Here is a 24,198-nt window from a genome sequence, read left to right as displayed (position 1 = left end):
TACTGTTGTGATACGGAAAAGTTTTGGCATATACCAAACATGCATAGATTACCTACGCTAATTTTAAATTATTTTTTACAATTCGGTATTTACCACTAGACTCTCTTGGTATATCGCTCACATATTGAAACTTAATATCTACTTTCTCGCCTAGTCTTTGCACTAACTCATGCCTAAACATCTTCTCATCATTAAGGCTATACTCAGAGGACTTAACAACTAAGACAAGAACTGCATCTTCTTGATTTTGAATAATCTGAAACTTAATAACACCCTTGACATATTTTATACAATTCGATATATTACCTAAGTTTATCTTTCCTCTTTCTTTTGAATAAATAAAATCATTTACTCTACCCTCAATGCTTTTAACCACAGGGTTGTGATTGCCACAATCACAAATTTCATCCGATAACACAATCCTATCCTTAATTGCATACCGGATTAAAGGAGTCCCGTGGGTTGAAAATGAAGTAAAGACTAGTTCTCCACTTTGAGCAGGTAATCCTTGTTCATCCAGAACTTCGAAAAAACCGCTGAGCATCTCCAGGTGTAACTTTCCTTTTTTACATTCTAATATAAATGGTGCGCCTTCAGAGGAAGCATATTGATTAACGACTCTTCCTCCGAAGAAGGTTTCTAAAACCCTCCTTTCTTCATCAATAATAGTTTCAGCTGTTGGGAACAAGGTCTCCATCTTATACTTAAGAGGAAAATTGTTTTTCAAACCCCATTTGGCTATTTCATACATACTAGAGGGGAAGCCAATAGCAAATAATGGTTTAAAATTGTTTAAATCATCTATATAGTGCCGAATACTGTTATCATGTATGTGGAAAGTAGAATAGTATCGAATTTTATACAGAAAATCGTATTTCCAATACTTATTAGCTTTTACATCTTTGTCAGTTAATAGCGATTTACCACTGAACCAGGCGACTTTGTCACCTAATTTGTATCCGAAACTTTCTCTCCAGGCATCCAGTATAGCAAATCTCTTTTGCATATCATCAGGGCGGAATCGGACCTCCATAGATTTACCTGTAGTTCCTCCTGTTTTGGACAAAATGGCTTTTTTCTTCGAAATTGTAAAGATACGCCCTAAATTTTCTCTAATATCCTCTTTAGATTGAATGGGTATAGTTTTATAAGCTTGGAAAACATCTTGATTAAACGGAAAATCATTGAGTAGATTCTTATAATACGTGGAACTGTGTTTAGCATAATTTAAGAACTCAATAAGGCACTCTTTTTGAAGAAATATTAGTTCTTCTATATTCAAAGACTTAGCATTCTTATATTCTGCAAGGAACTGTCCATAAACTCCCGAATGTCGCTTCTTATATTGTATATAATCAAAAAAAGTAACTAAACCATTTTGGAGCACATTTGGAAGGCTTTTATATATTCTTTCTTGAATTAAACTCATAGTGCTTGTATTTAGCTAATCGAACTTTTGCTGGCGTTTGGGCTTTTATTGTTTTCCCCCACCATAAACTTAAAAAGTACATTAAAAAGACCATTGGAAATAACATGGTCTTTTGCCTTGCTGCTATTCCCAAATTGTTTAATATTGATGACGAGCCTATTAACAATAATAAGAAACTAAAAAATAATGGGGCATAAGACTCAGATAAATTATTGTCAAGAATTTTCATTCTAAGTTGCTTAAATACTTGCCACGTTAGGACTACCCAAGCAATATTTTCGAAAGACGTAATAATTCCAAATACACTCCTTGCGTCTATAAAAAAAGGCCTATAAAGATAGCTTATCATCTTGAAAGCAATATTACTATTACTCAAATCCACAGCTCCCCCCCCTCTTTGGTTGTATCCTTCATGTTGACTTACATAACTTTCAACATTTGTTGTATTCAATTCATCAAGTCCCAACCTTTGCATTACAAAAGGTAGAAGAAGATAAAGGATCATTGAAGAAGCTAGTAAGACCATTACCTTATATGCCTTGCTAATCCCTTTCGCTAGAAAAACATATCCTAAAACAACTCCTGTGCTTATAATTAGTAGAACATGAGATCGAACAAATCCAACCAATATTACTCCAACAATAAGATGAAAAGCTCTTTTACTTAGGAAGCCAAAAAGCAACATTGTAATTCCAAGGAAAATGACTGGTTCCTTACCAACTGAACAGCTCCAAAAATGTATCCCCGGAAGTAGTAGGAAGTAAAATTGATTAGTTTTATAACTTGCTTGCTGTCTAGCAGCTAATTCTATTATAGTTTTTATTAGATAGTAGTATCCTCCTAAACCAAAGGTAGAGAAAACAAAAAAGCTTCCAAAATAGGACAAATTAAAGATTGCAACAAAAGGGGCAAGAATAAACAATATAAAATCTGCTCCTTGACCGATTTGCCGGAATATGCCACCTTCTGATCCTAACTTAGAAGCTTCACTATAATATCCTATTGAATCTGCCGGATTTATGGTTGTATAATACCAATATCCTATAGTGATAGCGGAGTGTAAGAATATTATACAGGTAAAAACAGGTATGATTTTTTTATCTGCTTTTTTTAGAGAATTTAATAAGATAAAACTTATAAAAAAGTAGATAAAAATAAATAACAGATCTGGAGCATTAAATGAAAATTTATCAAAAGGAAAATACTCAAACATTTTTCACCACCTTACTAATTTTCATTTAAAAACTTTAACTGGCAGGAGCTCTTATAAACACTATAAATAACCCAGCTAATTATTTCTTTGCAGCTTCGTGTTGGTACAGAGCTAACAGCTTATCTGTCATAACATTTGCAGAATATTTTTTTTCAACTAAAGCCCTTGAGCAATCTCCCATTTTATTTCTAGTTGAAGTATCCTGTAGTTCTATTAGTTTCATCTTTTTATATAGTTCTCCTGAATCGTTTGACTTTACTAGAAATCCATTTTCCTGGTCAGATACTACCGTATGATTACCACCAACATTGGTAGCGACAATAGGCAGCCCACTTGCTGCAGCTTCCAAAAGAGCTATTGGTTGCCCTTCCCAAGCAGATGACATGACATACGCATCTGCTACATTAAGCAATTCACGGATATCATTTCTTACACCTAACATAATAATCCTTCCTGATAGTCCCTTTTGTTTAATCATGGCCTTCAACTCCTCTTCCAGTGGTCCCCTGCCAACAATTAATAGTACAGAACCTTCATTATCTTTAGCTAAACGTTCATAGGCTCTAATCAGATTTGGATAATCTTTTTGTTCGTACAACCTTCCAATTGAAATCCAAACGAATTTCTCTTCCAGCTTGAGCTTTTTTCTATATACATTAGCGATTCCTTCATCTTTTTTAAAGAAATCAACATCGACAAAATTGTCCATGTAAATTACTTTAGAAACAGGAGCTTTTGTGTATCTTATATAATTGTCAAATGATTCTTTAGAAATAGTTGTAATAAGATTTGTATATCTATTGGTAAACCTGAAAAAAAAATTCCTTAATCTGTTTGTTCCATAGCTTGGATCATGTACTGTATTTATTAAAGGATATTTTTCTTGTGTAACCTTTATGCCTAATCTAGATAAAATATTTGCGTGCACCATATGTGCATGTACAATGTCAGGCTGGAAGTTATAGACAATTTCTTTATACCGCATTAGGGCCTTTGGTACGTTAAGAAACCCATTTAAATGAAGAGTTTCTACTTGTACGTTTAAACTGCTAAATTCCTTAATAAGAGCTTGCGGTTGTAGTAAAGTTACTACTTTTACATTGTGCCCTTTTTTAACGAAATAACTACTTATAGTAAAAAGAAGCTTTTCAGCTCCACCATAATCCAACCCAGTAATTAGGAACAGAATCCGCATGTGTTAATTTTCTTTTCTAAATAATTAATCAAAAAGCTTTACAACTAGTTATAGTTTAATTTGAAGCCTATAAGCTTTTCTGTTCTTTCTATATCTAGGCAGAAACATTCTTTTATCTCTTGATAAGTTGCTGTATCAAGCGTTTCCCGACGATTAGTATAGAAAAATGACTTACCCAGCATAATTGTTTCTTCGGAAAGGATTTTTCTAAACGCTCTCTTAGTACCCATTCTATGCATAATATTATTGAGAAGAGGGAATCGAGGATTTACAGATTCGTTTTCTTTGTTTATCTCTATATTTTCGAAATCTAAGGACAAAAATTGGCCAAGTCTAAGCTTAAAAGGTTCAGGTCTTGCGTTCATATTTTCTAAAGTTTCTACCAGTACTTGGTCTGCACCAAATAATCGCTGATAATAGGCTATGGCATCTGCATATAGGCTCATACTATAATAATTCCATTCTCCCTTCTTCCTATCTATTGCTCCCCATTCTTCTAAGAAACTTTTGTCAGTTCTACCAATCCCAAGATCCATCTTGTAATGTGAAAATGCTCTTTTAACAGGATCTCTTATCAAAATGATGATTTTAGCATCTGGATTATATTTCTTGATAGCTTCGGCTGCCTCTTTTGAATGAAGATATGCTGTACTACAGTCAGCCAAATACATTTCATGATTATGGAACTTAAATAGCGCTTCATAATCGTGAAAATCTTTTACATGAGCATAATGCTTTTTGCTTTCTGGCTGTAAAGTGTCAATAAAGTTTCTTAGATTAAACGTCCCAGAAGTATCATCAAGTGATTTAGGCAAATCGGTTATAAAAAAGTTTGGTTCCTTAATTGGACACACAAAAATTTGTTGGTGCATATCCAAAAGTTTAGTTAAACTTGTTGTTCCTGCCTTCATTGCTCCGACTAGGAACAAATTTACTTTTTGGCTCATAGGTTACATGTAAGTGTAAGGATTTACCTATTTAACTTTTCTATACATAAGTAGTAGTAGGTTCAATAGTGATGGTTTAAGTGTCATTATAAAGTAGAGTATAGTATAATGGTACTTACCTAATAGCCCCTTCATTAAGCATAGGATCTCTTTTTTCTCCTTACTTATAAAGGAATTTGCATGAAGTACAAAATTATAAATACAGAATCTAAACGCATAATTTTCTATACATACAATGTGCTCTAAGTTTATAACTTTAGATTTTATATCTGCTAATGTGGATAAATAGGCAATAAAGTCAGGTGCAGTTAAAGTACATTTGGAACCACTAAATTTAACTTCCACATCCTTTCTATAAGTTAGGAGCGGGTCATTTAGAAAGAAAACAGGTCTATTGTAAGCTAACCTAATCCAAAGATCATGATCTTCAAACTTCCTCATTCCAGGTCTAAAGCCACTACTTTCAACCAACAAATCCCGACATATCAAGCATGAAGACGAATGTATGGGTGGTAAATACTTTTCAATAATCTGAATATAATCTACACTTGCAGAAGATCCAGGATCAGGCAAAAGTGGATTATTATATTCTTCTATTTTATCCTTAAATCTTAATCGCCTGCCTGAGGAAAAAATTTTACCATCTGGATATTGATTAATTAAACGAGTTAGCTTTTCTAAAAAGGTTTGATCCCAATAATCATCTGCGTCCAAAAAAGCTACCCATTTCCCTGATGCTAATTTAACACCTTTATTTCTTGCAGCCGAGACTCCTTGATTTTCTTGATTTATAACCTTAACCCTAGAGTCACTGATTCCTTTTAACCGTTCAAGTGAATTATCAATACTCCCATCATTGATAATGAGGAGCTCAAAATCAGAGAAAGTTTGATCTAAGATAGATTTAACCGTATCTAATATATAATCCTCTTTATTGTAAAGAGGAACAACAACACTAACCAAAGTCTCAACTCCCATTTTAAACACTTGCCTAACTTGTAACTCCTTTAGTCGATGATCATACCTGCTGCTACAGTTTCATTTGTAGACTCATCTACAAGTATTAAGCTACCGGTCTGCCTGTTACGGGTATAGGAATCCGCCAATAAAGGTTTAGTCGTTCGTAAGCGAACCCGGCTGATCTCATTCATCCGGATAACTTTATCATCTTCAATTCTATGCAGTGTGTTAATATCAACTTTATAAAGTACCTCCTTTATCATGGTACGTACTTCATTAGTTGTATGGCGCAGGATGTACTTTCCATTCGGGACAGGTCCTCTAACATTTAGCCAACACAGCATCACATCAATTTCTTGACTAACTTGTGGCTGATTGTTCTCTCTCACAATCATGTCTCCCCTGCTAATATCTATATCGTCATCCAAAACAATAGTTACCGACATAGGGGGATATGCTTCCTGCAAAGGACCATCATATGTGTCAATTTGCTTGATAGTGCTACTAAAGCCAGATGGAAGTACTAATACTTTATCCCCAATCTTGAATACACCCCCTGCTACACGACCAGCATAGCCACGATAATCGTGGTATTCATTGTTATGAGGCCTGATCACTGTCTGAACCGGGAAACGGCAATCAATCAGATTATTGTCATTCCCAATATGAATGGTTTCAAGAGTATGCAGTAAAGTTTCTCCCTGATACCAAGGCATATTCTCTGAGCGATTCACTACGTTATCACCATGTAGTGCACTGATTGGCACAAAGCGAATATCTTTCACATTTAGCTTTGCTGCGAACTCCTTGTATTGCTCAACGACTTTATCGAATTGCTCCTCAGAGTAATCAACCAAGTCCATCTTATTCACACATACAATAACGTGCGGAATTTGAAGTAATGAAGCGATAAAAGAGTGTCGCGAGGTTTGCTCTACTACTCCTTTGCGAGCATCTATCAAAATGAGGGCTAGGTTAGCCGTAGAAGCACCTGTCACCATGTTACGAGTATACTGAATGTGTCCAGGCGTATCTGCAATGATAAACTTACGCTTCGGTGTAGCAAAGTAGCGGTAAGCAACGTCTATAGTGATTCCTTGCTCCCTCTCATCTTTAAGACCATCCGTTAGCAGGGAGAGGTCCACATGCTCAAGCCCTTTCTTTTTACTTGAATTCTTTACTGCCTCAATCTGTTCCTCAAAAATTGATTTCGAGTCATATAGTAAACGGCCGATCAAAGTGCTTTTACCATCATCCACACTGCCTGCCGTCGTAAATCTTAGTAGTTCCATCTCTATAAATTAAAAATAACCCTGCTTCTTTCTATCTTCCATTGAGGTCTCAGACCGCTTGTCGTCCGCTCTATTACCTCGCTCAGTATGCCTTGAAGCAGCTACTTCCATTACAATTTTGTCCAGGGTATCAGCGTCAGACTCTATTCCACCAGTAATTGTAATATCACCCAGCGTCCTGAATCTGATCTGCTTTTTTATTACTGTCTCTTCTTCACGCACAGTAATAAATTCAGACACAGGCAACCAAGTATTATCACGATAAATTACTTCCCGGTTATGGGCAAAGTAAAGTGAGGGTATGGCAATATTTTCTGTCAATATATACTGCCATATATCCATCTCTGTCCAGTTACTAATCGGAAAAACTCTGAAATGTTCCCCATGACTTTTTTTACCATTGAAAAGGTTCCACAGTTCAGGCCGCTGATTCTTTGGGTCCCATTGCCCATAGTCATCACGGTGAGAGAAAAACCTTTCCTTTGCCCTAGCCTTTTCTTCATCTCGACGGGCACCTCCTAGCGCGGCATCAATCTTATTACTTTCAATTGCTTCAAGCAACGTAACGGTCTGTAACGCATTTCGGCTGGCGTTGCGCCCTGACTCTTCTACCGCACGCCCCTCATTGATGGATTCCTGTACAGAGCCTACTATTAGTTGCACACCTAACTCTTCTACCAGATTATTTCTGAATGCAATGGTCTCTGGAAAATTATGACCTGTATCTATGTGGATTAGCGGCATGGGAATTTTAGCCGGAAAAAAAGCTTTTCTGGCTAAATGAGTAACCACAATAGAGTCTTTCCCACCGGAAAATAAAATTGCCGGCCGCTCAAACTGGGCAATAACTTCCCTGATGACATAAATAGCTTCAGCCTCTAGTTCTTTCAGATGGCTTAAAAAATAATTACTCATTATTCAGTTTCAATTTTGGTTCAATGTAAGAGATTAGCTTATGTAGAGACTCTTCTAGTGTTTCCCTATCAGAATATATATGTACATCCGGTTGTTCCGGCGCCTCAAAAGGCGAGCTAATTCCGGTAAAGTTACTAATTTCTCCATTACGGGCCTTCTTATATAAACCCTTTACATCCCGTTGCTCACATACCTCTATAGGACAATCTACGAATACTTCAATGAAGCTATCACTTCCCACAATAGATTTTACTTGCTCCCTATCTTCTTTGAAGGGGGAGACAAACGCTGAAAGCACAACAAGTCCAGCATCAGCCATTAGTTGGGTAACTTCTCCTATCCTTCTGATATTCTCCTTCCGGGCTTCATCAGAAAAGTCCAGATCACTATTTAAGCCTTTACGTACATTATCTCCATCCAAAGTAGATGTATGATATCCCTGGTTATAGAGATATCCCTCCAGTTTGTTAGAAAGTGTGGACTTGCCACTGCCTGAAAAGCCAGTAAACCATATGACCATAGAACGATGACCTTTCATACTGTTGCGCAATTGCCTGTTCACCTGGTGTAGATGCGGTATAATATGTAGCTTTTCATTCATAATTCAAAAGTACCTGTAAATGATGTAAGTGAGACAAGTTAAGGAATAAAGTATCGTAAAAGGAACCCCTATTTTAATGAAATCTTTTGCCTTATAAGAGCCTGGGCCATAAATCATCAGGTTTGTTTGATACCCTACAGGGGTCAGGAAAGATGCTGAAGCCCCAAAAGCAATGGCGACATAAAGCCCAGTGGGGTTTAAGCCCATGGTATGGCTTATAGAGTATGCTATAGGAAAGGCTATAGAAACGGCGGCCACATTTGTAACAAATGAAGTCAACAGAACAGTAATCAGAAATAATCCGACCAAAACCCCATATTTACCTCCTGTCTCAAAAAATGATATAATTGTAGTAGCCGCCTCATGGGCAACTCCAGTATCAATCAATGCTTTGCTGAGCGTAAGGGCACTCCCTAAAATTATTAGCAAGTCGAGGTCTAACAATTTCTTTATTGCTTCTGTTCGCAATAATCCTAAGCCAATCATTAAAACAGCTATAAGGAAGAGGCTAAGAAAGAGTTTGAAAACACCAAACAACATTAAACCGATAAATAAGATAGACCCCAGCACAAAGGCTATCTTTTTCCACTTAGGCAAACCATTGTTTCTCGACAAAACGGAAACAGTATAAAGGTCCCGATCATTTTTGTTTCGGGTAAGAAATTTTTGTCCTGCTGACAGAATAAGTAGGTCTCCTGGTTCCAGCACTATAGAGCCAATTTTGCCCCGCAAGTTTTCTCCATTCCGATGAACCGCAACAACCGCTGCATCATATTTGTCCCTGAAGTCCGTCTCTTTTAACGTACGCCCTATTAACTCACTATTTCTGGGGATGACCGTTTCAACTAGATTAACATGCTCCTCCATACCAAGTTCGTTAGAACGAGGTATTTGTAAACCATTGTCATGCTGAAGTAACTCTACTACTTTTTCTGTATCACCAGCAAAGTATAGGTGATCATCCGCCTGAAGTATTTCCTCAGGGTCAACCGCATTAATCACCTCTCCATCACGAACGATTTCAAATAGATATATACCCTCCAGATTGCGCAGATTAGCAGCAGCGATACTTTTACCAGCCAACATTGAGCCTGGGGCTATATAAGTCTCCACCAAATATTCTCTGGCATTTGTTTTAAACTCATCTAGAGGGTTAGTACGGGAAGGTAGCAATTTATATCCGAATGTGGCCAGGAAAACTAACCCAACCACAGTTACCAATGCACCAGGTATCAGAAAGTCAAGAAATCCTAATCCTTCCGGCTCCTTAGAAAGGATAAAGCCATTTAATACAAGGTTGGTGGATGTTCCCACGACTGTCATCATGCCACCGACAATGGTAGCAAATGAGAGCGGAATTAACAGTTTGGATGGAGCCACTTTGTGTCTCTTTGACCATTGATACACATACGGAATCATCAAAGCGACAATCGGCGTATTGTTAACAACTGATGATATGAGTGATACTCCAGCCGTCATGCGTATCATAAAGCCGCGGGGAGTTTTGGCTGATCTGAATAAGATGTTTAAAAAACCAACCAGGTTGAAGTGCCCTCTTATCCCTGCTGTAATAAAGATCAGTAGAAAGATAGTTACAATGGATTCGTTACTTAAACTCCGCAAAAAATCAACAGGCTCCACTACCCTTGCGACTATTAATATAATTACCCCACTTAGGAAGACGATAGCAGGCCGTATCTTATCAAGTAACAAGCCTATCACGCACCATAAAAGGACGAGCGCTGTTACCCATTTCTCTATCGGAAAGTCAGCCATTAACGCTGTACTATAAACCAAGGGTTTAACAGGTTTTCTTTATTATACCGCAAAGGCTCTCCTGTTCCATATTGTATCACTTTACAACCTGCGGCTCGTGCAATAGCATCACCAGCAGCAGTATCCCATTCCATGGTTGGGGCCAGACGAGGATAAAGATCTGCTTTGCCTTCAGCTACTAGACAAATCTTTAATGAACTGCCCATAGAGATGAAGTCTAGATTTGTATGCAACGCTTCAAGCTTAGTAATGTATTCATCTGTTTCTTTAGAGGCATGTGACCGGCTACCTACAATGGTATATTTCCCTTTGTTGGAATGCTGGAGTGGCAATTTATTTCCGACTGAATTCCAATCAGCGGGTAATTGATGATTTTCTAATTCAAGCCTCCAAGCTCCTTCCCCTTCTATGCCGATGTATAGCCACTGCTTTACAGGGGCATAGACTACACCAAGTACTGGTAAACCTCCTCTAATTAGAGCAATGTTAACAGTAAATTCTCCATTTCGATTAATAAACTCTTTTGTTCCATCTAAAGGATCAATTAGCCAATATTCAGACCAATCGGCTCTGGTTTCATATGGAATGTTAGCCCCTTCTTCGCTAAGTATAGGTATGTCTGTGTTTCGTTTCAAATAATCAACAATAATCGCATGACCCTTTCTATCGGCCTTTGTTATGGGTGATAAATCAGCTTTATATTCAACGCCGATTTCACTTCTATAAATTTTTGAAATTTCTCTTCCTGCTTTTGTCGCGGCGTGAAGTACAGTAGTAAGCATACTTTTTATGTTAAATAATAATTAGTTGAATACTAAGTAATTCTCTTCGGATTGCCTTATTCTTAATTCAGGATTTATAATGATCCATCCTTAAATAAAATGTCTGCTTTTCAAGAGAATCAGCATTATAGAAATTCTGAATAAGAAAACGATGATCTAAATACTAATAGACTATAATAATCTTATTCTCCTAATGACATTTAATATATCCATAAAGCTAGTCATCTTCAAAAAAACATTACGTAATAATATTAGGTAGTTATAGGGGCCGATTTTACCAACTGATACCTCTTCCATCAGTGATAACCAGTATTTGAGTTTAGATTTGTTTGATTTAGAAGTTATGCGATTGCTACCATGAGTAACAACTACTGAAGTAGGCTCCGCAATGCATCCGGCAACTATTTTACCTGCCAAAGCGCATCTTAACCATAATTCTGAATCTTGATGAAGAGGTAAATCAGTTTTAAAACCCCTTAATTTATCTAATAAATCTTTTTTAAGCGTTACTCCATTCGTATGAAAATGTCCGTATGTACCTCTCAACAAATAATGAAATAGTTTATCTGGATCAATGGGTTTTATAATGGTGTAAATCTTATGAAAGTCAGCTTTATCTAAATTTACATTCACTACAGCATTGTAGACTCCAGCTACACTTCTATCCTGGAATTTAATTTTGTCAACTTCAAACCTATTAGATAAATAATAATCATCAGCATCCAAAAAGGCAACATATTCACAACTCGCGTTTACGATTCCCAAATTTCTACTTGCTCCTGCGCCTCTATTCTCACCATTAGGATGCCTAAATAGTATTACTTTATCATATTCTTTCTCTAATTGCGTACATATCTCTAAAGCATTGTCAGGAGAGGCATCTTCGATAAGTATAATTTCACCTACTTCGTCTACATGGACAGCTGATTCAACTGCCTTTCTTACAAATTTAGCAGCATTATAAACTGGGACTATAACAGATACTTTAAAATTAAAACTTTCCCTCGTCACCTTATTTAAATATTAATCTGGTTAAATTCATCCTATTTAAGTTTATCAAAAAATATTCTGGTTTATAACACTTTCTTTTTTTCCAGAAGATTAACTTCGATCATCAAAAACATGTAAGCTAAAGTGAGCTTTAATACATTGAAACTCCCTTTTCTTATAGACAAGAGAAAGAAACCTTTAAGATTTTTTGAGAAAAAGCTATTCGAAGAATTGATACTTAATCTTTTATCCCGAAGAAATTGTAATGCAAGTATTCGTGACTTAAGGTAAAATTCAGCGCTTTCTGACACTTTAATTTTCTTGGACAAAGATTCTTTATGAATACGTCTATGAATCAATACTTTATCTATTGGCTTATAGTTTAATGAAGTAACTATTACTCTAAAGTAGAACTCCCACTCCTGATGCCGTCTTAAAGCGGGCTGAAATAAGTCAACAACCTGTTCTTGTAAAAATGTTCTGGAAAAAAGTGGGCCTGGAGTGAAAAAAAAGAGCTTGTTGCAAAAATAATCTAAGACAGGTCTTTTAGAGTGAATTTGATAGCTTTTCTCTATAGTTGTTTTATCCTCAAACTCATCCATCAAACATACTACATAGTCATGTTTTCCGGATTCAATTGCCTGCACTTTTAACTTTAGCATATCCTGGTGCATTAAATCATCAGAGTCAAACCATTGGATATACTCCCCTTTCGCTTGAGTAAAGCCGTAGTTTCTACATGAAGGGCCACCTTTCATCAAACTTTCAGGCCTACTATATAATTTGAATCTTTGATCAGACTTGATATAAGAAGCTAAATACTCGAAAGTGCCATCATTAGAATGATCATCCACAAGAATACATTCCCAATGTGTATATGTCTGATTAAGTATAGACTCCAATGTATCTTGGATCAGATCCTTTCGGTTGTATACAGGAATAACAATACTTACTAGTGCATCCATTTATTTAAATTATGATCATGTTTTATTTCCAACTCTCCTAGGTAGTATATTTTTGCTTTTTATATACAAACTACTGCACCTGCTGTCGCTGTGGCAAGTTAGTAACTAGCAGACCGAATAAGCTTGAGATTAAACAAAACTTTACTACACCAGCACAAATTCTTATTTTCAATGCTAGATTTATACTTTATACCTTTACATGTAGAGAAAATATTATCCGTAGTTCTCAGCCTTATATTTCTCCTGAAATTCTAAAACCTGAAGTTTCGATATTTTTTCACCTTTATATATACTTTTAAAAGATTCAGGAGGTGAAAACATTACCTTCCTCTCTTCGCATTTTGCAACATACTCCTTTACATGGCACATGAATTTAGCTGGATTCCCTGCGACTATAGTATAAGGTTCTACATTCTTTGTAACTACAGAACCTGCACCGATAATAGCACCATCTCCTATAGTGATTCCTGGTAAAACAGTGGCATTTGCACCTACAAAAACATTATTGCCAATTATTGTTTTCTCACATCTATATTTGCCAGTGTACAGAAATAAGCTGGCATCATGAGCCAAGATGATTGAACCCGGCGCTGATATAAAGTTATCTCTAATCTCAATCAACTGTGGTGTCAAGGTGTCAATGAGAGAGTTAGAATGCTTGATATTGCCTATTTTATATTTAACTTCACGCTTTATAACTTCACCCCTTTTTAAAAAACTTTTTTAATATTTGCTTAATTCCCCTAACATTTATTTCATTTTTTTAATTAAATCTTTCACCGTATTTCTTTCTAATAGGAAAATTATTGCAGCATATGAAATACCACTGAATACTACTTTATATAACAAGCTCATCTCTAGAGTTAAATTAAATTTGCCTACTAAAAAACTGACGAGAAAAATAAAGAAACAGCCCAAAACTACTTTGTCCAGTTGCCTCCAAACATCCATTAGATCTAGATTTACAAGCCTTAAGGACCCATATAGGATTGGTATCGCGCCAAGTGTTCCTACAATTAAATAAGCTAACACCAAGCCCTGCAATCCACCTAGGTATAAGCCTAGTATCCAGGATGGAATCAATACTGCATTAAGGTATAATGTTACTTTAAATGCTTTCACAGCATTTCCTGTCGCATTGTAGATTATTCCATTCAATGAAAGTATGGATTGGAAAGCACCCAGTAGACTAAGCATTTTAATAACAGGAATTGCTTCTTCCCATTTAACTCCCAGAATTAACATAACAAACTCTTCCGTTACTGTGAACAATCCTACCATCAATGGGAAAGTTATTAAGGCTATGAACTTAATAACCTTTAAGTAGTGTAACGCAATCTTTTCTTTATCATTTTGTATAATAGAAAATGCCGGAAACAATACCTTCTTAAAGACATTGGTCACATTTGTAATTGGCAACATCATTAAAGTATAACTTCTTGTATAAATTCCTAATGAAGCATTTCCTAAGAACTTACCGATTAATAGGTTATCCAAATTCCTCGTTAAATATCCGAGCAGATTGGTCCCTACAATACCTGAACCATAGCTAAACAAACCTTTGATCTCACTCCAGGAAAAGTGAAATAAAGGGCTCCATTTTGCAATTCTCCACACGAAGATCAGATTTATAATAGAAGAGGTTATCCCCTGAAATACTAAACTCCACACTCCCCAATTATTATAAGCCATCCAAAACGCAACCCCATAACTAAGGAAAGTAGCTATCCAGGCAGCAATTATTTTTTGCTTGAAATCTATATTTTTACTTAGTAGTGTATTCGGAATGCCCGCAAGAGAGTTAATTAACAGGCCTAAAGTAACTACCCTTGTTAGCAGAATCAATTTAGGTTCTTTGTAGAAATCAGCAATCAGTGGTGAAAACATAAAGAACAACAGGTATACTACTACACCTATAAACAAATTAAACCAAAAGACACTGGATACCTTCTTTTGGGTTAGGTTTTGATCGTAAATAATGGCTGAGCTAAAGCCAAAATCAACAAATAAATTAGCAAAACCTGAAAAAACAGTAATCATACCGACCAGTCCGTATGCCTCTGGACCAAGTAATCTAGCCAAATAGATTCCAAACCACACAAAAATAAGCTGAGATACTACCTGGTTGATAATATTCCACTTCAATCCACTCTTAACCTTAGTTTGTAACATGCTATTAATTAAAAACCGGGAGCCAGGTTTTAGCACAATAATCTGATAGGAACCTATTTTTTATTATTGCTCTATTCTTCAACACTACCTTTTCTTCTTCTGGAAGAGCATTATATGCTTTGATAAAATCCTCAGGTAAATTGTCAAAGTCGGTTGATTCGAAAATCAACCCTTCCTTTGTAAATGGACTATATGGTAACCAGTCGCCTGTAATAACTTTTGAACCTGAAAAAAGTGCTTCGGTCATTGCTCCACTCAAGGCATCAGAAACAGGCATGTGAATCATTATGTCTGTAATCCGTTTAAATATTGCCAGATCGTCCCACGAAAGAAAGTCTTTCAGCAGCATACCTTGCAGCCCTGCCTTTACTAGGGCCTCTTGACATTTTGCTGCATAAGAATCATCCTTAGAAGGTTTGTAAGCAAAGGGTAATACAAAAAAGGAACTGTCTTTTATTTCGATTGAGAGCTTTTTTAATGCTTCAATAATTTTTAAATGATTATTCCCAGGACTTCCATTATGACCAATTACTACAATTTTTTTATTTACGGGTATATGATATTTCGTAAGAAAGGAACCAAAATCTTTCTTCGGATGGCTTAGTTTTTCTTCCATTAAAGAATACAGGTGATCAAACGGAGCGAATCGCGTAAAAAGGATTTTATTCTCTAATTGCCTCCCAAACTTTGTAAGCATTTGTTGTTTCATTTCATTCCCATGGGTTGTAATTAAATCAGCCCTATTAGTTATATGGTCTTGTATATAATAATTAAACAACCCTTTGCTTCTCATCAAATCTGATCCCCAAAAGGAAACAATGCATTTCATTTTAGCCGGAATATGCCAGTAAATATCTAGCTTATCGAATGTAGGAAAATGAATATGCACCCCATCATAGTCATTAAAGTTATACTCTTCAAACAGACTTTTTGTGATAATGTACTTTTTTGCAAAATTCTTTACGCTTCTGAAAGAAAGCCCATACCTGACAAACTTTATGGAAAGGGTGAATAGCTTGAGATCGAATAAATTTTTAATATCTTTAAATAAAACCTTTTTTCGTACAGCGTAGACCTTGCTAAATATTTCTATTCCATACTCATCTTTCCCTGACAACTCATTAAGCCCAAAAATATCGAATTCATAGGTATTCGGTGTAACATGATGTATGGATGAATAGAGCTGCTTTAAAAAATTGCTTTGTCCAATTCCAGTTACAAGAATTCGTTTTCTACTTTCCATCAAGTCTTTTAACTGTTTTGTCGTATTCCTGCCATTCCCCTGTATCCATCCAAGAGCCTTCACTTACCGGATATACACCAATTTTGCGACTTTCTTTTTTTAAGTTATCGATCAGCTCAGTAATATGAAAAAAACCAAACTCAGGAATTTCACTTAAAAGCTGAGGTTCTAAAATATACATGCCAGTATTTACCCATACCGACTGATTAGGCTTTTCTTGTATATCAATTAGTTCTCCATTATCACCTGTCTCAACTGTACCATAAGGGATTTGATAATGTTTAAGGGCAGCAACTATAGTTAATTCGTTTCTGCTATCTTGATGGTATTTCAGAATATCGGAATAATCCTGATCAATAATTATATCACAATTTGTAACAAAAAACGTTCTTTCAATTTTACCTTTCAGTAAACTAAGACTACCAGCCGTACCTCGTGGTTCATCTTCTTTGATGAAATTGATGTTGTAGGGAAGTTTTAGTTCTTCCAGATAAAATTTTATTAAGGAGGCCTTATAATTTACAGATAAGAAAAAATCATTTACACCATGGCTGCTAAATCTCGAAAAAATCTCCTCTAACATAGTGCCATTGCCCATTGGAATTAAAGGCTTGGGGACAACATTTGTTAATGGTTTTAGCCTTGTTCCAAAACCACCTGCCATAATAACTACTGGCAGATCAAACTGAAAAGTAGGTTTTGGCTTTGAATCTTTAAAAATGTCTTCCCAGAAGTGTACATCTAACAGGTCTTGCTCATTACTAATAACAGGGCAAAATTCCATTCGATATGAAAGCATCAATTTCTCAATATCTTCCATACTATCATTAGAGGTAGCTACTCTAACATGCTCACGCAGCACATTCGATATCTGAGTATTTAAATCTATTTTCTTTATGATCGCTCTTTGTATATCACCTGCACTTATGATGCTAACAAATTTTTTATCATTAACTATCAGCAAAAGCTTCTTATCTAAGTCATCCATTAATTTCAATGCCTCTAGCATAGTGGCATTTGGAGAAATTATTCGCTCCTGAATTCTTTTTGAATAAATCATTTTTTACTCCTTATGCTTAACTGAAGATATCTTTCAAGACTTTAGAAAATGATCAACTTTGGATAAATGTCTGCATTAAAACTCTAAAATCTATCCCAGACGTTTAGCTGGATTTCCCACCCAGGTTTGACTCATTGCAATATCTTTTAAGACTACAGATCCTGCACCTATTATCACATTTGAACCAATTTTAACGCCATGCTTCACTACGGCATTTGCTCCTATAAAACTTCCATCACCTACATGCACACTTCCAGCAAGCACGGCACCCGGTGCAATGTGTACATAGTCTCCTATGCGACATTCATGTTCAACAATTGCACCTGTATTGATAATTGCACCAACTCCTATCTTGGCCAAGGGATTTATAATTGCTCCAGCGGCCACAAAGCTTCCAGCTCCAATAGTAGCCAAAGTAGAGAAAATGGAAGTAGGATGAATAACGGAAGTTGTGACAAATCCTTTCTCAATTAGATGCCTAATCAGCGTTTTTCTTATGGAATTATCACCGATACTTACAAAAAAACTTGCTCCTGAATCTTTAATTTTATCTAAAGCGACCTCATCTTTTTCGTCACCTAAGTACTTCAAATTAAATGGATCTACTTTGGCTTCTGCTCTATCGTAATATCCTATCATGTCATCCCCCATCATTTTGATGGCATCTGCTATAACAAAGGCATGGCCTGAATATCCAAATAGAGCAAACTGATTCATAATTATATTCTCACGCTACTTGGAATATTTACGAGCCTCTCCTCTACCCAATGGCTTACTTGTAAGTCATCTCTTAAGCAATCCTGGAACATTGGCAGCTTATGCATCAAAGTCCACGCTGGTCGAGTCATAACGCCACTATTATTAACTTCGCCTAAAAAAGCATCGCGTTCTGCCTTACTTTCAAGTAGAAGCGTATTCAGCCAGTAATTTGCTTTCGCATCCTTACCTTCTGCTACAAACTCTATTCCTTCTAACCTCTCAAAGAAGTTTTTATAATTTTCAGCCAGTTTACGCTTATTTTCCACGAAAGCATTTAATTGCTCTAATTGAGCGCAGGCTAAAGCTGCATTGAGGTTTGGCATGCGGTAATTATACCCAATATAATCGTGGTTAAACTCCCAGGTATGTGGTGTCTTAGCTTGAGTGGTGAGATGTTTAGCCAGCTTTGCTATACGCTCATCATTTGTTACGATTGCTCCTCCCCCACCACAGGTAACCGTCTTATTCCCATTAAAACTGAAAGTACCTAACAAGCCAAAATTGCCTGTATGATTCCCTTTATAGTAGCTTCCTATAGATTCTGCGGCATCTTCCACCAGAGGTATATTCCACTCCTGACAAATGGCAGCAATGCGATCTATTTCACAAGGGAAACCAAAGCTATGCATAGGTACACAAGCAGCAATTCGGTTACCTGTTTTGCTGTTAAAAGTAGCACCACCTTCTCGTTTACCAAACTCCTTTAAAAACGCCTCAAGTTTTTCAGCACTCAAGCCAAGGGTTTTTCTATCGATATCCAGAAAAACAGGTCTTGCACCAATGTAACTGATGGCATTGGCAGTAGCAATAAAGGTAAGATCTTGAGAAAGCACTTCATCTCCCTGCTTTACGCCAGCTACAATAAGTGCCATATGCAGGGCTGCAGTACCATTTACCGTCGCAATGGCGTACCTGGCTCCCGTAATATCCTGCATCATTTTTTCGAATCGGTTCACATAAGCACCTACTGAAGACACAAAAGTTGAGTCAATAGCATCTGCTAAGTACTTCTTTTCATTTCCTATGAATCTTGGCTCATGTAAGGGAATAAAATCCTGATTCGGGAAGAGAGATTTTATGTATTGTATAATGTGGCTATACTGAGAAGTCTGCCCCATAAGTGTCTTAATAAAATTACCTTGGTAATCGGTTAGATATTGTAAATGTCAGCCTTATACTGGCGAAGATTTTCTTTGTTACGGAACCACTCAATTGTTTCTGCAAGTCCTTCCTCTAATGTATACTTCATCTCCCAGTTTGTGTGGCTCTTGATTTTACTGTTAGCACCAAATAAACGAAATACCTCGCTCTTCTCAGGCCTTAAACGAACATCATCCTGAATAATTCTTGCCTCAGGATTAATTTGATTGATCAGGCTCTGTGCGAGATCTCCAACAGATATTTCAGACTCTGTCGCGATGTTACAATCTTCTCCTATAAGGCTATCAGCCTTAGCAATTTCAACAAACCCATTGGCTGTGTCCTTCACAAAAAGCAGATCGCGTGTAGGTGCCAGATCTCCTAATTTGATTTCGGTCTTACCCTGTAGCAACTGTGTAATAATAGTAGGAATAACAGCTCTAGCTGATTGGCGAGGGCCATACGTATTAAATGGTCGCACAATAGTGAGTGGCAGGTTGAAACTCCTGTAAAAGGAGTCTGCTATACAATCTGCACCAATTTTAGAAGCTGAATAAGGAGATTGTGGCTGCCGTGGGTGCTTCTCATCTATCGGAATGTATTGTGCTGTACCATATACTTCTGAGGTAGATGTTACTAATACTCTCTCTACCCCTAAGTCCTTTGCTGCCTGAATAATATTTAAAGTCCCTTTTACATTGGTATCGATGTAGCTATCAGGAGAATGGTAACTAAAAGGTATAGCAATCAGTGCCGCCAGGTGAAATACCACATCTATACCTTTCATGGCTGTTCGTACACCATTTGGATCCCTGATATCTCCCGAGAATATCTCTATTTGAGATAGCTTATCTTTAGGGAAATTATCCAGCCATCCCCAGCTATTAAAAGAGTTGTAGTATGTAAAAGCTCTAACTTGACAACCTTCTTCTAGCAAACGCTCCACTAAATGGCTTCCAATAAAGCCATCTGCGCCGGTAACTAATACTTTTTTATTCTTTAAATTCATTATTCAACAAAGATATCTACTCCACAAATGGAAACTAAAAAGCTCCTTATCTTCACAAAGATAAGGATATAACCATAGAGCAAAAGTCAACTATTGGATTAAATAATTATTGTCTTAATTCCTCACCGCAATCATCAGCCCCAACTCCTTGTACCGCATGCCAAACCGCTTGGCAATATGCGCATTAGTCAGGCTGCCTTTGTAGATGTAGACGCCACTGCGGTAGTGCTCGTTCATGAACAGCACCTCGTTGATGCCGCCATACTTGGAGAACTCGGTAAAGATAGGTGTAAAAATATTGCTAAGCGCCTGAGAAGCCGTGCGGGGCACCCGGGAGGGTATGTTGGGTACGCAGTAGTGGATGATGTCATACTTGCGAAAGACCGGCCGGGAGTGAGAAGTAACCTCAGAGGTTTCAAAGCAGCCGCCCTGGTCGATGCAAACGTCGATGATGATGGAGCCGGGGTTCATTTGGGCCACTATGCTCTCCTCCACCACGCAGGTAATCTGCCCCTCGTCGGCCACAAAGGCACCGATCACCACGTCTGCCTGCTTGATCTCATTGTACATGATCGCCTTGTCGAGGGTGGAGGTGAAGATCTGCGCCCCCACGTTGTGCTTCAGGCGGCGGAGTTTGTAGATGTGGTTGTCGAATACCCGCACCTCTGCCCCTAAGCCCAGAGCAGCGCGGGCAGCAAACTCGGCCACAGAGCCCGCACCAAGTATAACTACCTTCGTCGGAGCCACGCCGGTGATCCCCCCAAGTATAATGCCTTTGCCTTCATTGCTGCTGCTCAGGTACTCGGCGGCCACCATCATCACGGTGCTGCCGGCAATCTCGCTCATGGCACGCACTACGGGTTTGGCATCCGATTTATCCCGGATTAACTCAAAGGAAATGGCGTTGATCTTCTTGCGGAGCAGGGCGTTGATGTAATCGGAGGTCAGGTTACCAAAGTGCAGGGCGGAGACCAATGTCTGGCCCGGACGCAGGTATTCTATCTCGTCGTAGGTAGGGGGAGCGATTTTCAGGATGATGTCCGCTTCGTAAACTTCATCAGTGGAGTAAACAATACGGGCACCCGCCTCAGAATACTCGTTGTCGGAGTATTTGGAGGGGCTTCCGGCGCCTGCCTCTATCTGGATGCGATGCCCCTGATCGGTGAGTTGCTTCACGGCATCCGGCGTCAGGCCGATGCGGTTCTCCTGGAACGAAGACTCCTTCGGGAGGCCGATAAACAGGCTCCTGCGCCGCTCTTCCACCGCCAGCATCGACTCCTTTGGGTACAAGGCTTGGCTAGTAGCAAGCTTAGCGAATTCTACGGCGAACTTCTCCGTCATACGTTCATTTAGTTAAGAGTTTAGAGTTAAAAGCGAAGAGTTAGCTCCCTTACATAAAACTCTATTCCCTGACTCAAATTATATGTAAAAATCATACTTTATACTTTACTGCTGGCTTTTCAGACTGCCTCTTGCTGACAAGGGTTATAAGCTTGCACCAGCTATGAGAGCTTATTCGTTATACTTGTTTCAGCCTGTTGTGCCGGGTCCAACCACCCCTTAATCCCCTCTCCCGAAACAAGTTCGGGATCCAAGACTTAACTAAGGCGGGGAACTTGTTACTGTTGGCTAAGGTATACTTTTCATTGCCGCTGTCCTTGCGCGGACAGGTCGCCACCTGTCCCTACAGAGTTTAAACCCACCCCAACCCCTCCCTTGAGGGGAATAATAATTTTCTAACCTTCTAACTTCCAAACTTTCTAACTCTCATCTCTCTCTCCTTCCCTTCCGCATCAGGCTCTATCTCCACCAGCAGGTAATGCTCCGGCAGCAGGCTTGGGATCAGGGAGGGCCACTCGATCAGGCACAGGTTGCCGGATTCGAAGTATTCCGGGGCTCCTATGTCCAGCGCCTCGCGCTCGTCGTTAATCCTATAAAAATCAAAATGGTAAATTAGTTTCCTGTCGCGCCCCTCATACTCATTTACCAAGGCAAAGGTAGGGCTGCTCACGTTCTCCTGCACCCCCAGCTGGCGGCAAAGCTCCTTGATCAGTGTGGTTTTACCGGCCCCCATCGGTCCCTCGAAAAGTATGACGGATGCCGCAGCGGCCTCCTCCAAAAGCACAGAAGCCGCCGCTGGCAGATCCTCCAACGACGACATCTTTATACTTGCTCTCTCTACTCCGGTCTTATGCATTCTTCGGTGTAAGCGTAATATAAGGTATGATGCACTCCTCCAGCGACACGCCCCCATGCTGGAAGGTGTCTTTGTAGTAGTTCACATAGTAGTTATAGTTGTTCGGATAGGCGAAAAAGTAATCCTCTATCGCGAATACAAACGTAGTGGAAACGTTGGCCTTTGGCAAGAAAAATCGCTCCGGCTTACGCACCGTAAACACATCTTTATCAGTATAACCCAGGTTCTTACCGTGCTTGTAGCGTAGGTTGGTGTTGGTGTTCCTGTCGCCAATGATCTTGAAAGGCCTTTTTACCCGGATGGTGCCGTGGTCGGTGGTGATCACGAGCCTGCCTTTTTTCTCGGCGATAGCCTTTAACGTGTCGAACAGCGGCGAGTGCAGGAACCAGGATTTGGTGATGGAGCGGTAAGCTGACTCATCCGGGGCCAGCTCGCGCACCATGTTGCTGTCGGTACGGGCGTGCGAGAGCATGTCCACGAAGTTGTACACGATCACGTTCAGCTTGTTGTTGTCCAGGTTGCTGAATTTGCTGAGCAGGTCGCGGCCGGCCTGCACGTTGGTGATCTTATGGTAGCTGTGCTTGTCGGTGATGCGGTTCTGCTGGAACTGGATGTCCAGAAAATCGGCCTCGTGCAGGTTCTTGCCCTCTTCCTCATCGTCGCTCACCCACATGTTAGGGTATTTTTTGGCAATCTCGGTGGGCAGCATACCTGAGAAAATGGCGTTTCGGGCGTAGGCCGTGGTGGTGGGAAGTATAGAATAGAACATCTCCTCCGAATCCACCGAGAAATAGTCCGAGATAAGCGGCTCCAGCACCTTCCACTGGTCGTAGCGCAGGTTATCGATCAAAACAAAGTATACGGGGCGATCGCTCTCCTTCATCATCGGGAACACGCGCTGCTTAAACAGCTGGTGCGACATCAGCGGAGCTTCCTCATCGCCGTTGATCCAGTCCTCATAGTTATCCATGATGAACTTGGCGAAGTTGGAGTTGGCCTCATCTTTCTGCATGTTGATCACGTCGGCCATACTTTTATTCTCTGTCTCGTCGATCTCCAGCTCCCAGTACACCAGTTTTTTGTAGATGTCGGCCCACTCCTGCTGGCTCAGGCGCTCGCCGAAGGCCATGCCCAGCTGCCGGAAGTCGCGCTGGTAGCTCATGTTGGTCTTCTCGCTCACCAGGCGCTTGTTCTCCAGGGCTTTTTTCACCGACAGCAGGATCTGGTTCGGATTCAGGGGTTTAATCAGGTAATCGGTGATCTTGGAGCCAATGGCCTCTTCCATGATATGCTCTTCCTCGCTTTTGGTGATCATGATCACGGGCACGGCGGGGCGTATGGTTTTGAGTTCGTTGAGCGTCTCCAGGCCGCTGATGCCGGGCATGTTCTCATCCAGGAACACGATGTCGAAGTTGCGGTCGCGGAACTCCTCGATAGCATCGGTGCCGCTGTTTACTGGCGTGATGTCGTAGCCGCGGTCTTCCAGGAACAGGATGTGCGGCTTGAGCAGGTCGATCTCGTCATCGGCCCATAAAATATTGTATCTTTGCATA

General features: G+C 39.0%; 21 protein-coding genes and 1 pseudogene. All 22 read right to left on the bottom strand.

The window, feature by feature from the left end; all coding sequences use genetic code 11:
- Positions 1–52 precede the first annotated feature (52 nt).
- The 22 genes and pseudogenes from A3841_RS08945 to porX all read right to left on the bottom strand — a co-directional run bounded on the left by A3841_RS08945 (position 53) and on the right by porX (position 24,197).
- A complete protein-coding gene (locus tag A3841_RS08945) occupies positions 53–1,429 on the bottom strand; it encodes a phenylacetate--CoA ligase family protein (protein ID WP_073851992.1) in 1,377 nt (458 codons plus the stop codon).
- On the bottom strand, positions 1,401–2,642 hold the full coding sequence (locus A3841_RS08940; protein WP_073851991.1) for a hypothetical protein: 1,242 nt from the start codon (positions 2,640–2,642) through the stop codon (positions 1,401–1,403). Before A3841_RS08940 ends, A3841_RS08945 begins: the two co-directional genes overlap by 29 nt.
- A gap of 79 nt (positions 2,643–2,721) precedes the next feature.
- Positions 2,722–3,837 (bottom strand): glycosyltransferase, encoded by a 1,116-nt coding sequence (locus A3841_RS08935; RefSeq protein WP_073851990.1) that lies wholly within the window; start codon positions 3,835–3,837, stop codon positions 2,722–2,724.
- A 44-nt stretch (positions 3,838–3,881) separates the two neighbouring features.
- Positions 3,882–4,784, bottom strand: coding sequence for a sulfotransferase family protein (locus A3841_RS08930; protein ID WP_073851989.1), 903 nt, complete (start codon positions 4,782–4,784; stop codon positions 3,882–3,884).
- Positions 4,785–4,811: 27 nt separating this feature from the next.
- Entirely contained in the window at positions 4,812–5,762 is a 951-nt protein-coding gene (locus A3841_RS08925; RefSeq protein ID WP_073851988.1) for a glycosyltransferase family 2 protein, read from the bottom strand.
- Between the two features lie 29 nt (positions 5,763–5,791).
- Complete coding sequence (gene cysN, locus A3841_RS08920; RefSeq protein ID WP_073851987.1) at positions 5,792–7,036, bottom strand: sulfate adenylyltransferase subunit CysN; 1,245 nt, start codon at positions 7,034–7,036, stop codon at positions 5,792–5,794.
- A 9-nt stretch (positions 7,037–7,045) separates the two neighbouring features.
- Positions 7,046–7,951, bottom strand: a complete 906-nt coding sequence (gene cysD, locus A3841_RS08915) for a sulfate adenylyltransferase subunit CysD (RefSeq protein ID WP_073851986.1) — start codon at positions 7,949–7,951, stop codon at positions 7,046–7,048.
- On the bottom strand, positions 7,944–8,552 hold the full coding sequence (gene cysC / locus A3841_RS08910; protein WP_073851985.1) for an adenylyl-sulfate kinase: 609 nt from the start codon (positions 8,550–8,552) through the stop codon (positions 7,944–7,946). The genes cysD and cysC overlap by 8 nt, the downstream gene beginning before the upstream one ends.
- A gap of 3 nt (positions 8,553–8,555) precedes the next feature.
- Positions 8,556–10,328: an SLC13 family permease gene (locus A3841_RS08905; protein WP_073851984.1), complete on the bottom strand. Its 1,773-nt coding sequence runs from the start codon at positions 10,326–10,328 to the stop codon at positions 8,556–8,558.
- Positions 10,328–11,110, bottom strand: coding sequence for a 3'(2'),5'-bisphosphate nucleotidase CysQ (gene cysQ / locus A3841_RS08900; RefSeq protein WP_073851983.1), 783 nt, complete (start codon positions 11,108–11,110; stop codon positions 10,328–10,330). Before cysQ ends, A3841_RS08905 begins: the two co-directional genes overlap by 1 nt.
- A gap of 171 nt (positions 11,111–11,281) precedes the next feature.
- Positions 11,282–12,121, bottom strand: a complete 840-nt coding sequence (locus tag A3841_RS08895; RefSeq protein ID WP_073851982.1) for a glycosyltransferase family 2 protein — start codon at positions 12,119–12,121, stop codon at positions 11,282–11,284.
- A 62-nt stretch (positions 12,122–12,183) separates the two neighbouring features.
- Positions 12,184–13,065, bottom strand: a complete 882-nt coding sequence (locus tag A3841_RS08890; RefSeq protein ID WP_073851981.1) for a glycosyltransferase family 2 protein — start codon at positions 13,063–13,065, stop codon at positions 12,184–12,186.
- A gap of 213 nt (positions 13,066–13,278) precedes the next feature.
- A pseudogene (locus A3841_RS20830) lies at positions 13,279–13,584 on the bottom strand (DapH/DapD/GlmU-related protein); the annotation flags it as partial.
- A gap of 231 nt (positions 13,585–13,815) precedes the next feature.
- On the bottom strand, positions 13,816–15,237 hold the full coding sequence (locus A3841_RS08880) for a lipopolysaccharide biosynthesis protein (protein ID WP_073851980.1): 1,422 nt from the start codon (positions 15,235–15,237) through the stop codon (positions 13,816–13,818).
- Between the two features lie 4 nt (positions 15,238–15,241).
- Positions 15,242–16,480 (bottom strand): glycosyltransferase family protein, encoded by a 1,239-nt coding sequence (locus A3841_RS08875; protein ID WP_073851979.1) that lies wholly within the window; start codon positions 16,478–16,480, stop codon positions 15,242–15,244.
- Entirely contained in the window at positions 16,470–17,540 is a 1,071-nt protein-coding gene (locus A3841_RS08870) for a nucleotidyltransferase family protein (protein ID WP_073851978.1), read from the bottom strand. Before A3841_RS08870 ends, A3841_RS08875 begins: the two co-directional genes overlap by 11 nt.
- 90 nt (positions 17,541–17,630) lie before the next feature.
- Complete coding sequence (locus A3841_RS08865) at positions 17,631–18,257, bottom strand: acetyltransferase (protein ID WP_073851977.1); 627 nt, start codon at positions 18,255–18,257, stop codon at positions 17,631–17,633.
- 2 nt (positions 18,258–18,259) lie between these two features.
- Positions 18,260–19,417 carry a LegC family aminotransferase gene (locus tag A3841_RS08860; RefSeq protein ID WP_073851976.1) on the bottom strand — a complete coding sequence of 386 codons (1,158 nt, stop codon included), beginning with the start codon at positions 19,415–19,417 and terminating at the stop codon, positions 18,260–18,262.
- 32 nt (positions 19,418–19,449) lie between these two features.
- Entirely contained in the window at positions 19,450–20,448 is a 999-nt protein-coding gene (locus A3841_RS08855) for an NAD-dependent 4,6-dehydratase LegB (protein ID WP_073851975.1), read from the bottom strand.
- A 114-nt stretch (positions 20,449–20,562) separates the two neighbouring features.
- Positions 20,563–21,789: an alanine dehydrogenase gene (locus A3841_RS08850; protein ID WP_073851974.1), complete on the bottom strand. Its 1,227-nt coding sequence runs from the start codon at positions 21,787–21,789 to the stop codon at positions 20,563–20,565.
- 403 nt (positions 21,790–22,192) lie between these two features.
- Positions 22,193–22,645 carry a tRNA (adenosine(37)-N6)-threonylcarbamoyltransferase complex ATPase subunit type 1 TsaE gene (gene tsaE, locus A3841_RS08845; RefSeq protein ID WP_073851973.1) on the bottom strand — a complete coding sequence of 151 codons (453 nt, stop codon included), beginning with the start codon at positions 22,643–22,645 and terminating at the stop codon, positions 22,193–22,195.
- Positions 22,638–24,197, bottom strand: a complete 1,560-nt coding sequence (gene porX / locus A3841_RS08840) for a T9SS response regulator signal transducer PorX (RefSeq protein WP_073851972.1) — start codon at positions 24,195–24,197, stop codon at positions 22,638–22,640. The genes tsaE and porX overlap by 8 nt, the downstream gene beginning before the upstream one ends.
- Position 24,198 lies beyond the last annotated feature (1 nt).

This window comes from Pontibacter flavimaris (genome assembly GCF_001907195.1).
GTDB classification, from domain to species: domain Bacteria; phylum Bacteroidota; class Bacteroidia; order Cytophagales; family Hymenobacteraceae; genus Pontibacter; species Pontibacter flavimaris.
The sequence above is the reverse complement of the archived record's forward strand: the minus strand, read 5'-3'. Positions and strand labels throughout refer to the sequence as shown.

Bases quoted from the DNA above. Each gene is read 5' to 3' on its own strand.
- A3841_RS08945 (WP_073851992.1), bottom strand. From the start codon at position 1,429: ATGAGTTTAATTCAAGAAAGAATATATAAAAGCCTTCCAAATGTGCTC.
- A3841_RS08940 (WP_073851991.1), bottom strand. From the start codon at position 2,642: ATGTTTGAGTATTTTCCTTTTGATAAATTTTCATTTAATGCTCCAGAT.
- A3841_RS08935 (WP_073851990.1), bottom strand. From the start codon at position 3,837: ATGCGGATTCTGTTCCTAATTACTGGGTTGGATTATGGTGGAGCTGAA.
- A3841_RS08930 (WP_073851989.1), bottom strand. From the start codon at position 4,784: ATGAGCCAAAAAGTAAATTTGTTCCTAGTCGGAGCAATGAAGGCAGGA.
- A3841_RS08925 (WP_073851988.1), bottom strand. From the start codon at position 5,762: ATGGGAGTTGAGACTTTGGTTAGTGTTGTTGTTCCTCTTTACAATAAA.
- cysN (WP_073851987.1), bottom strand. From the start codon at position 7,036: ATGGAACTACTAAGATTTACGACGGCAGGCAGTGTGGATGATGGTAAA.
- cysD (WP_073851986.1), bottom strand. From the start codon at position 7,951: ATGAGTAATTATTTTTTAAGCCATCTGAAAGAACTAGAGGCTGAAGCT.
- cysC (WP_073851985.1), bottom strand. From the start codon at position 8,552: ATGAATGAAAAGCTACATATTATACCGCATCTACACCAGGTGAACAGG.
- A3841_RS08905 (WP_073851984.1), bottom strand. From the start codon at position 10,328: ATGGCTGACTTTCCGATAGAGAAATGGGTAACAGCGCTCGTCCTTTTA.
- cysQ (WP_073851983.1), bottom strand. From the start codon at position 11,110: ATGCTTACTACTGTACTTCACGCCGCGACAAAAGCAGGAAGAGAAATT.
- A3841_RS08890 (WP_073851981.1), bottom strand. From the start codon at position 13,065: ATGGATGCACTAGTAAGTATTGTTATTCCTGTATACAACCGAAAGGAT.
- A3841_RS08880 (WP_073851980.1), bottom strand. From the start codon at position 15,237: ATGTTACAAACTAAGGTTAAGAGTGGATTGAAGTGGAATATTATCAAC.
- A3841_RS08875 (WP_073851979.1), bottom strand. From the start codon at position 16,480: ATGGAAAGTAGAAAACGAATTCTTGTAACTGGAATTGGACAAAGCAAT.
- A3841_RS08870 (WP_073851978.1), bottom strand. From the start codon at position 17,540: ATGATTTATTCAAAAAGAATTCAGGAGCGAATAATTTCTCCAAATGCC.
- A3841_RS08865 (WP_073851977.1), bottom strand. From the start codon at position 18,257: ATGAATCAGTTTGCTCTATTTGGATATTCAGGCCATGCCTTTGTTATA.
- A3841_RS08860 (WP_073851976.1), bottom strand. From the start codon at position 19,417: ATGGGGCAGACTTCTCAGTATAGCCACATTATACAATACATAAAATCT.
- A3841_RS08855 (WP_073851975.1), bottom strand. From the start codon at position 20,448: ATGAATTTAAAGAATAAAAAAGTATTAGTTACCGGCGCAGATGGCTTT.
- A3841_RS08850 (WP_073851974.1), bottom strand. From the start codon at position 21,789: ATGACGGAGAAGTTCGCCGTAGAATTCGCTAAGCTTGCTACTAGCCAA.
- tsaE (WP_073851973.1), bottom strand. From the start codon at position 22,645: ATGCATAAGACCGGAGTAGAGAGAGCAAGTATAAAGATGTCGTCGTTG.
- porX (WP_073851972.1), bottom strand. From the start codon at position 24,197: ATGCAAAGATACAATATTTTATGGGCCGATGACGAGATCGACCTGCTC.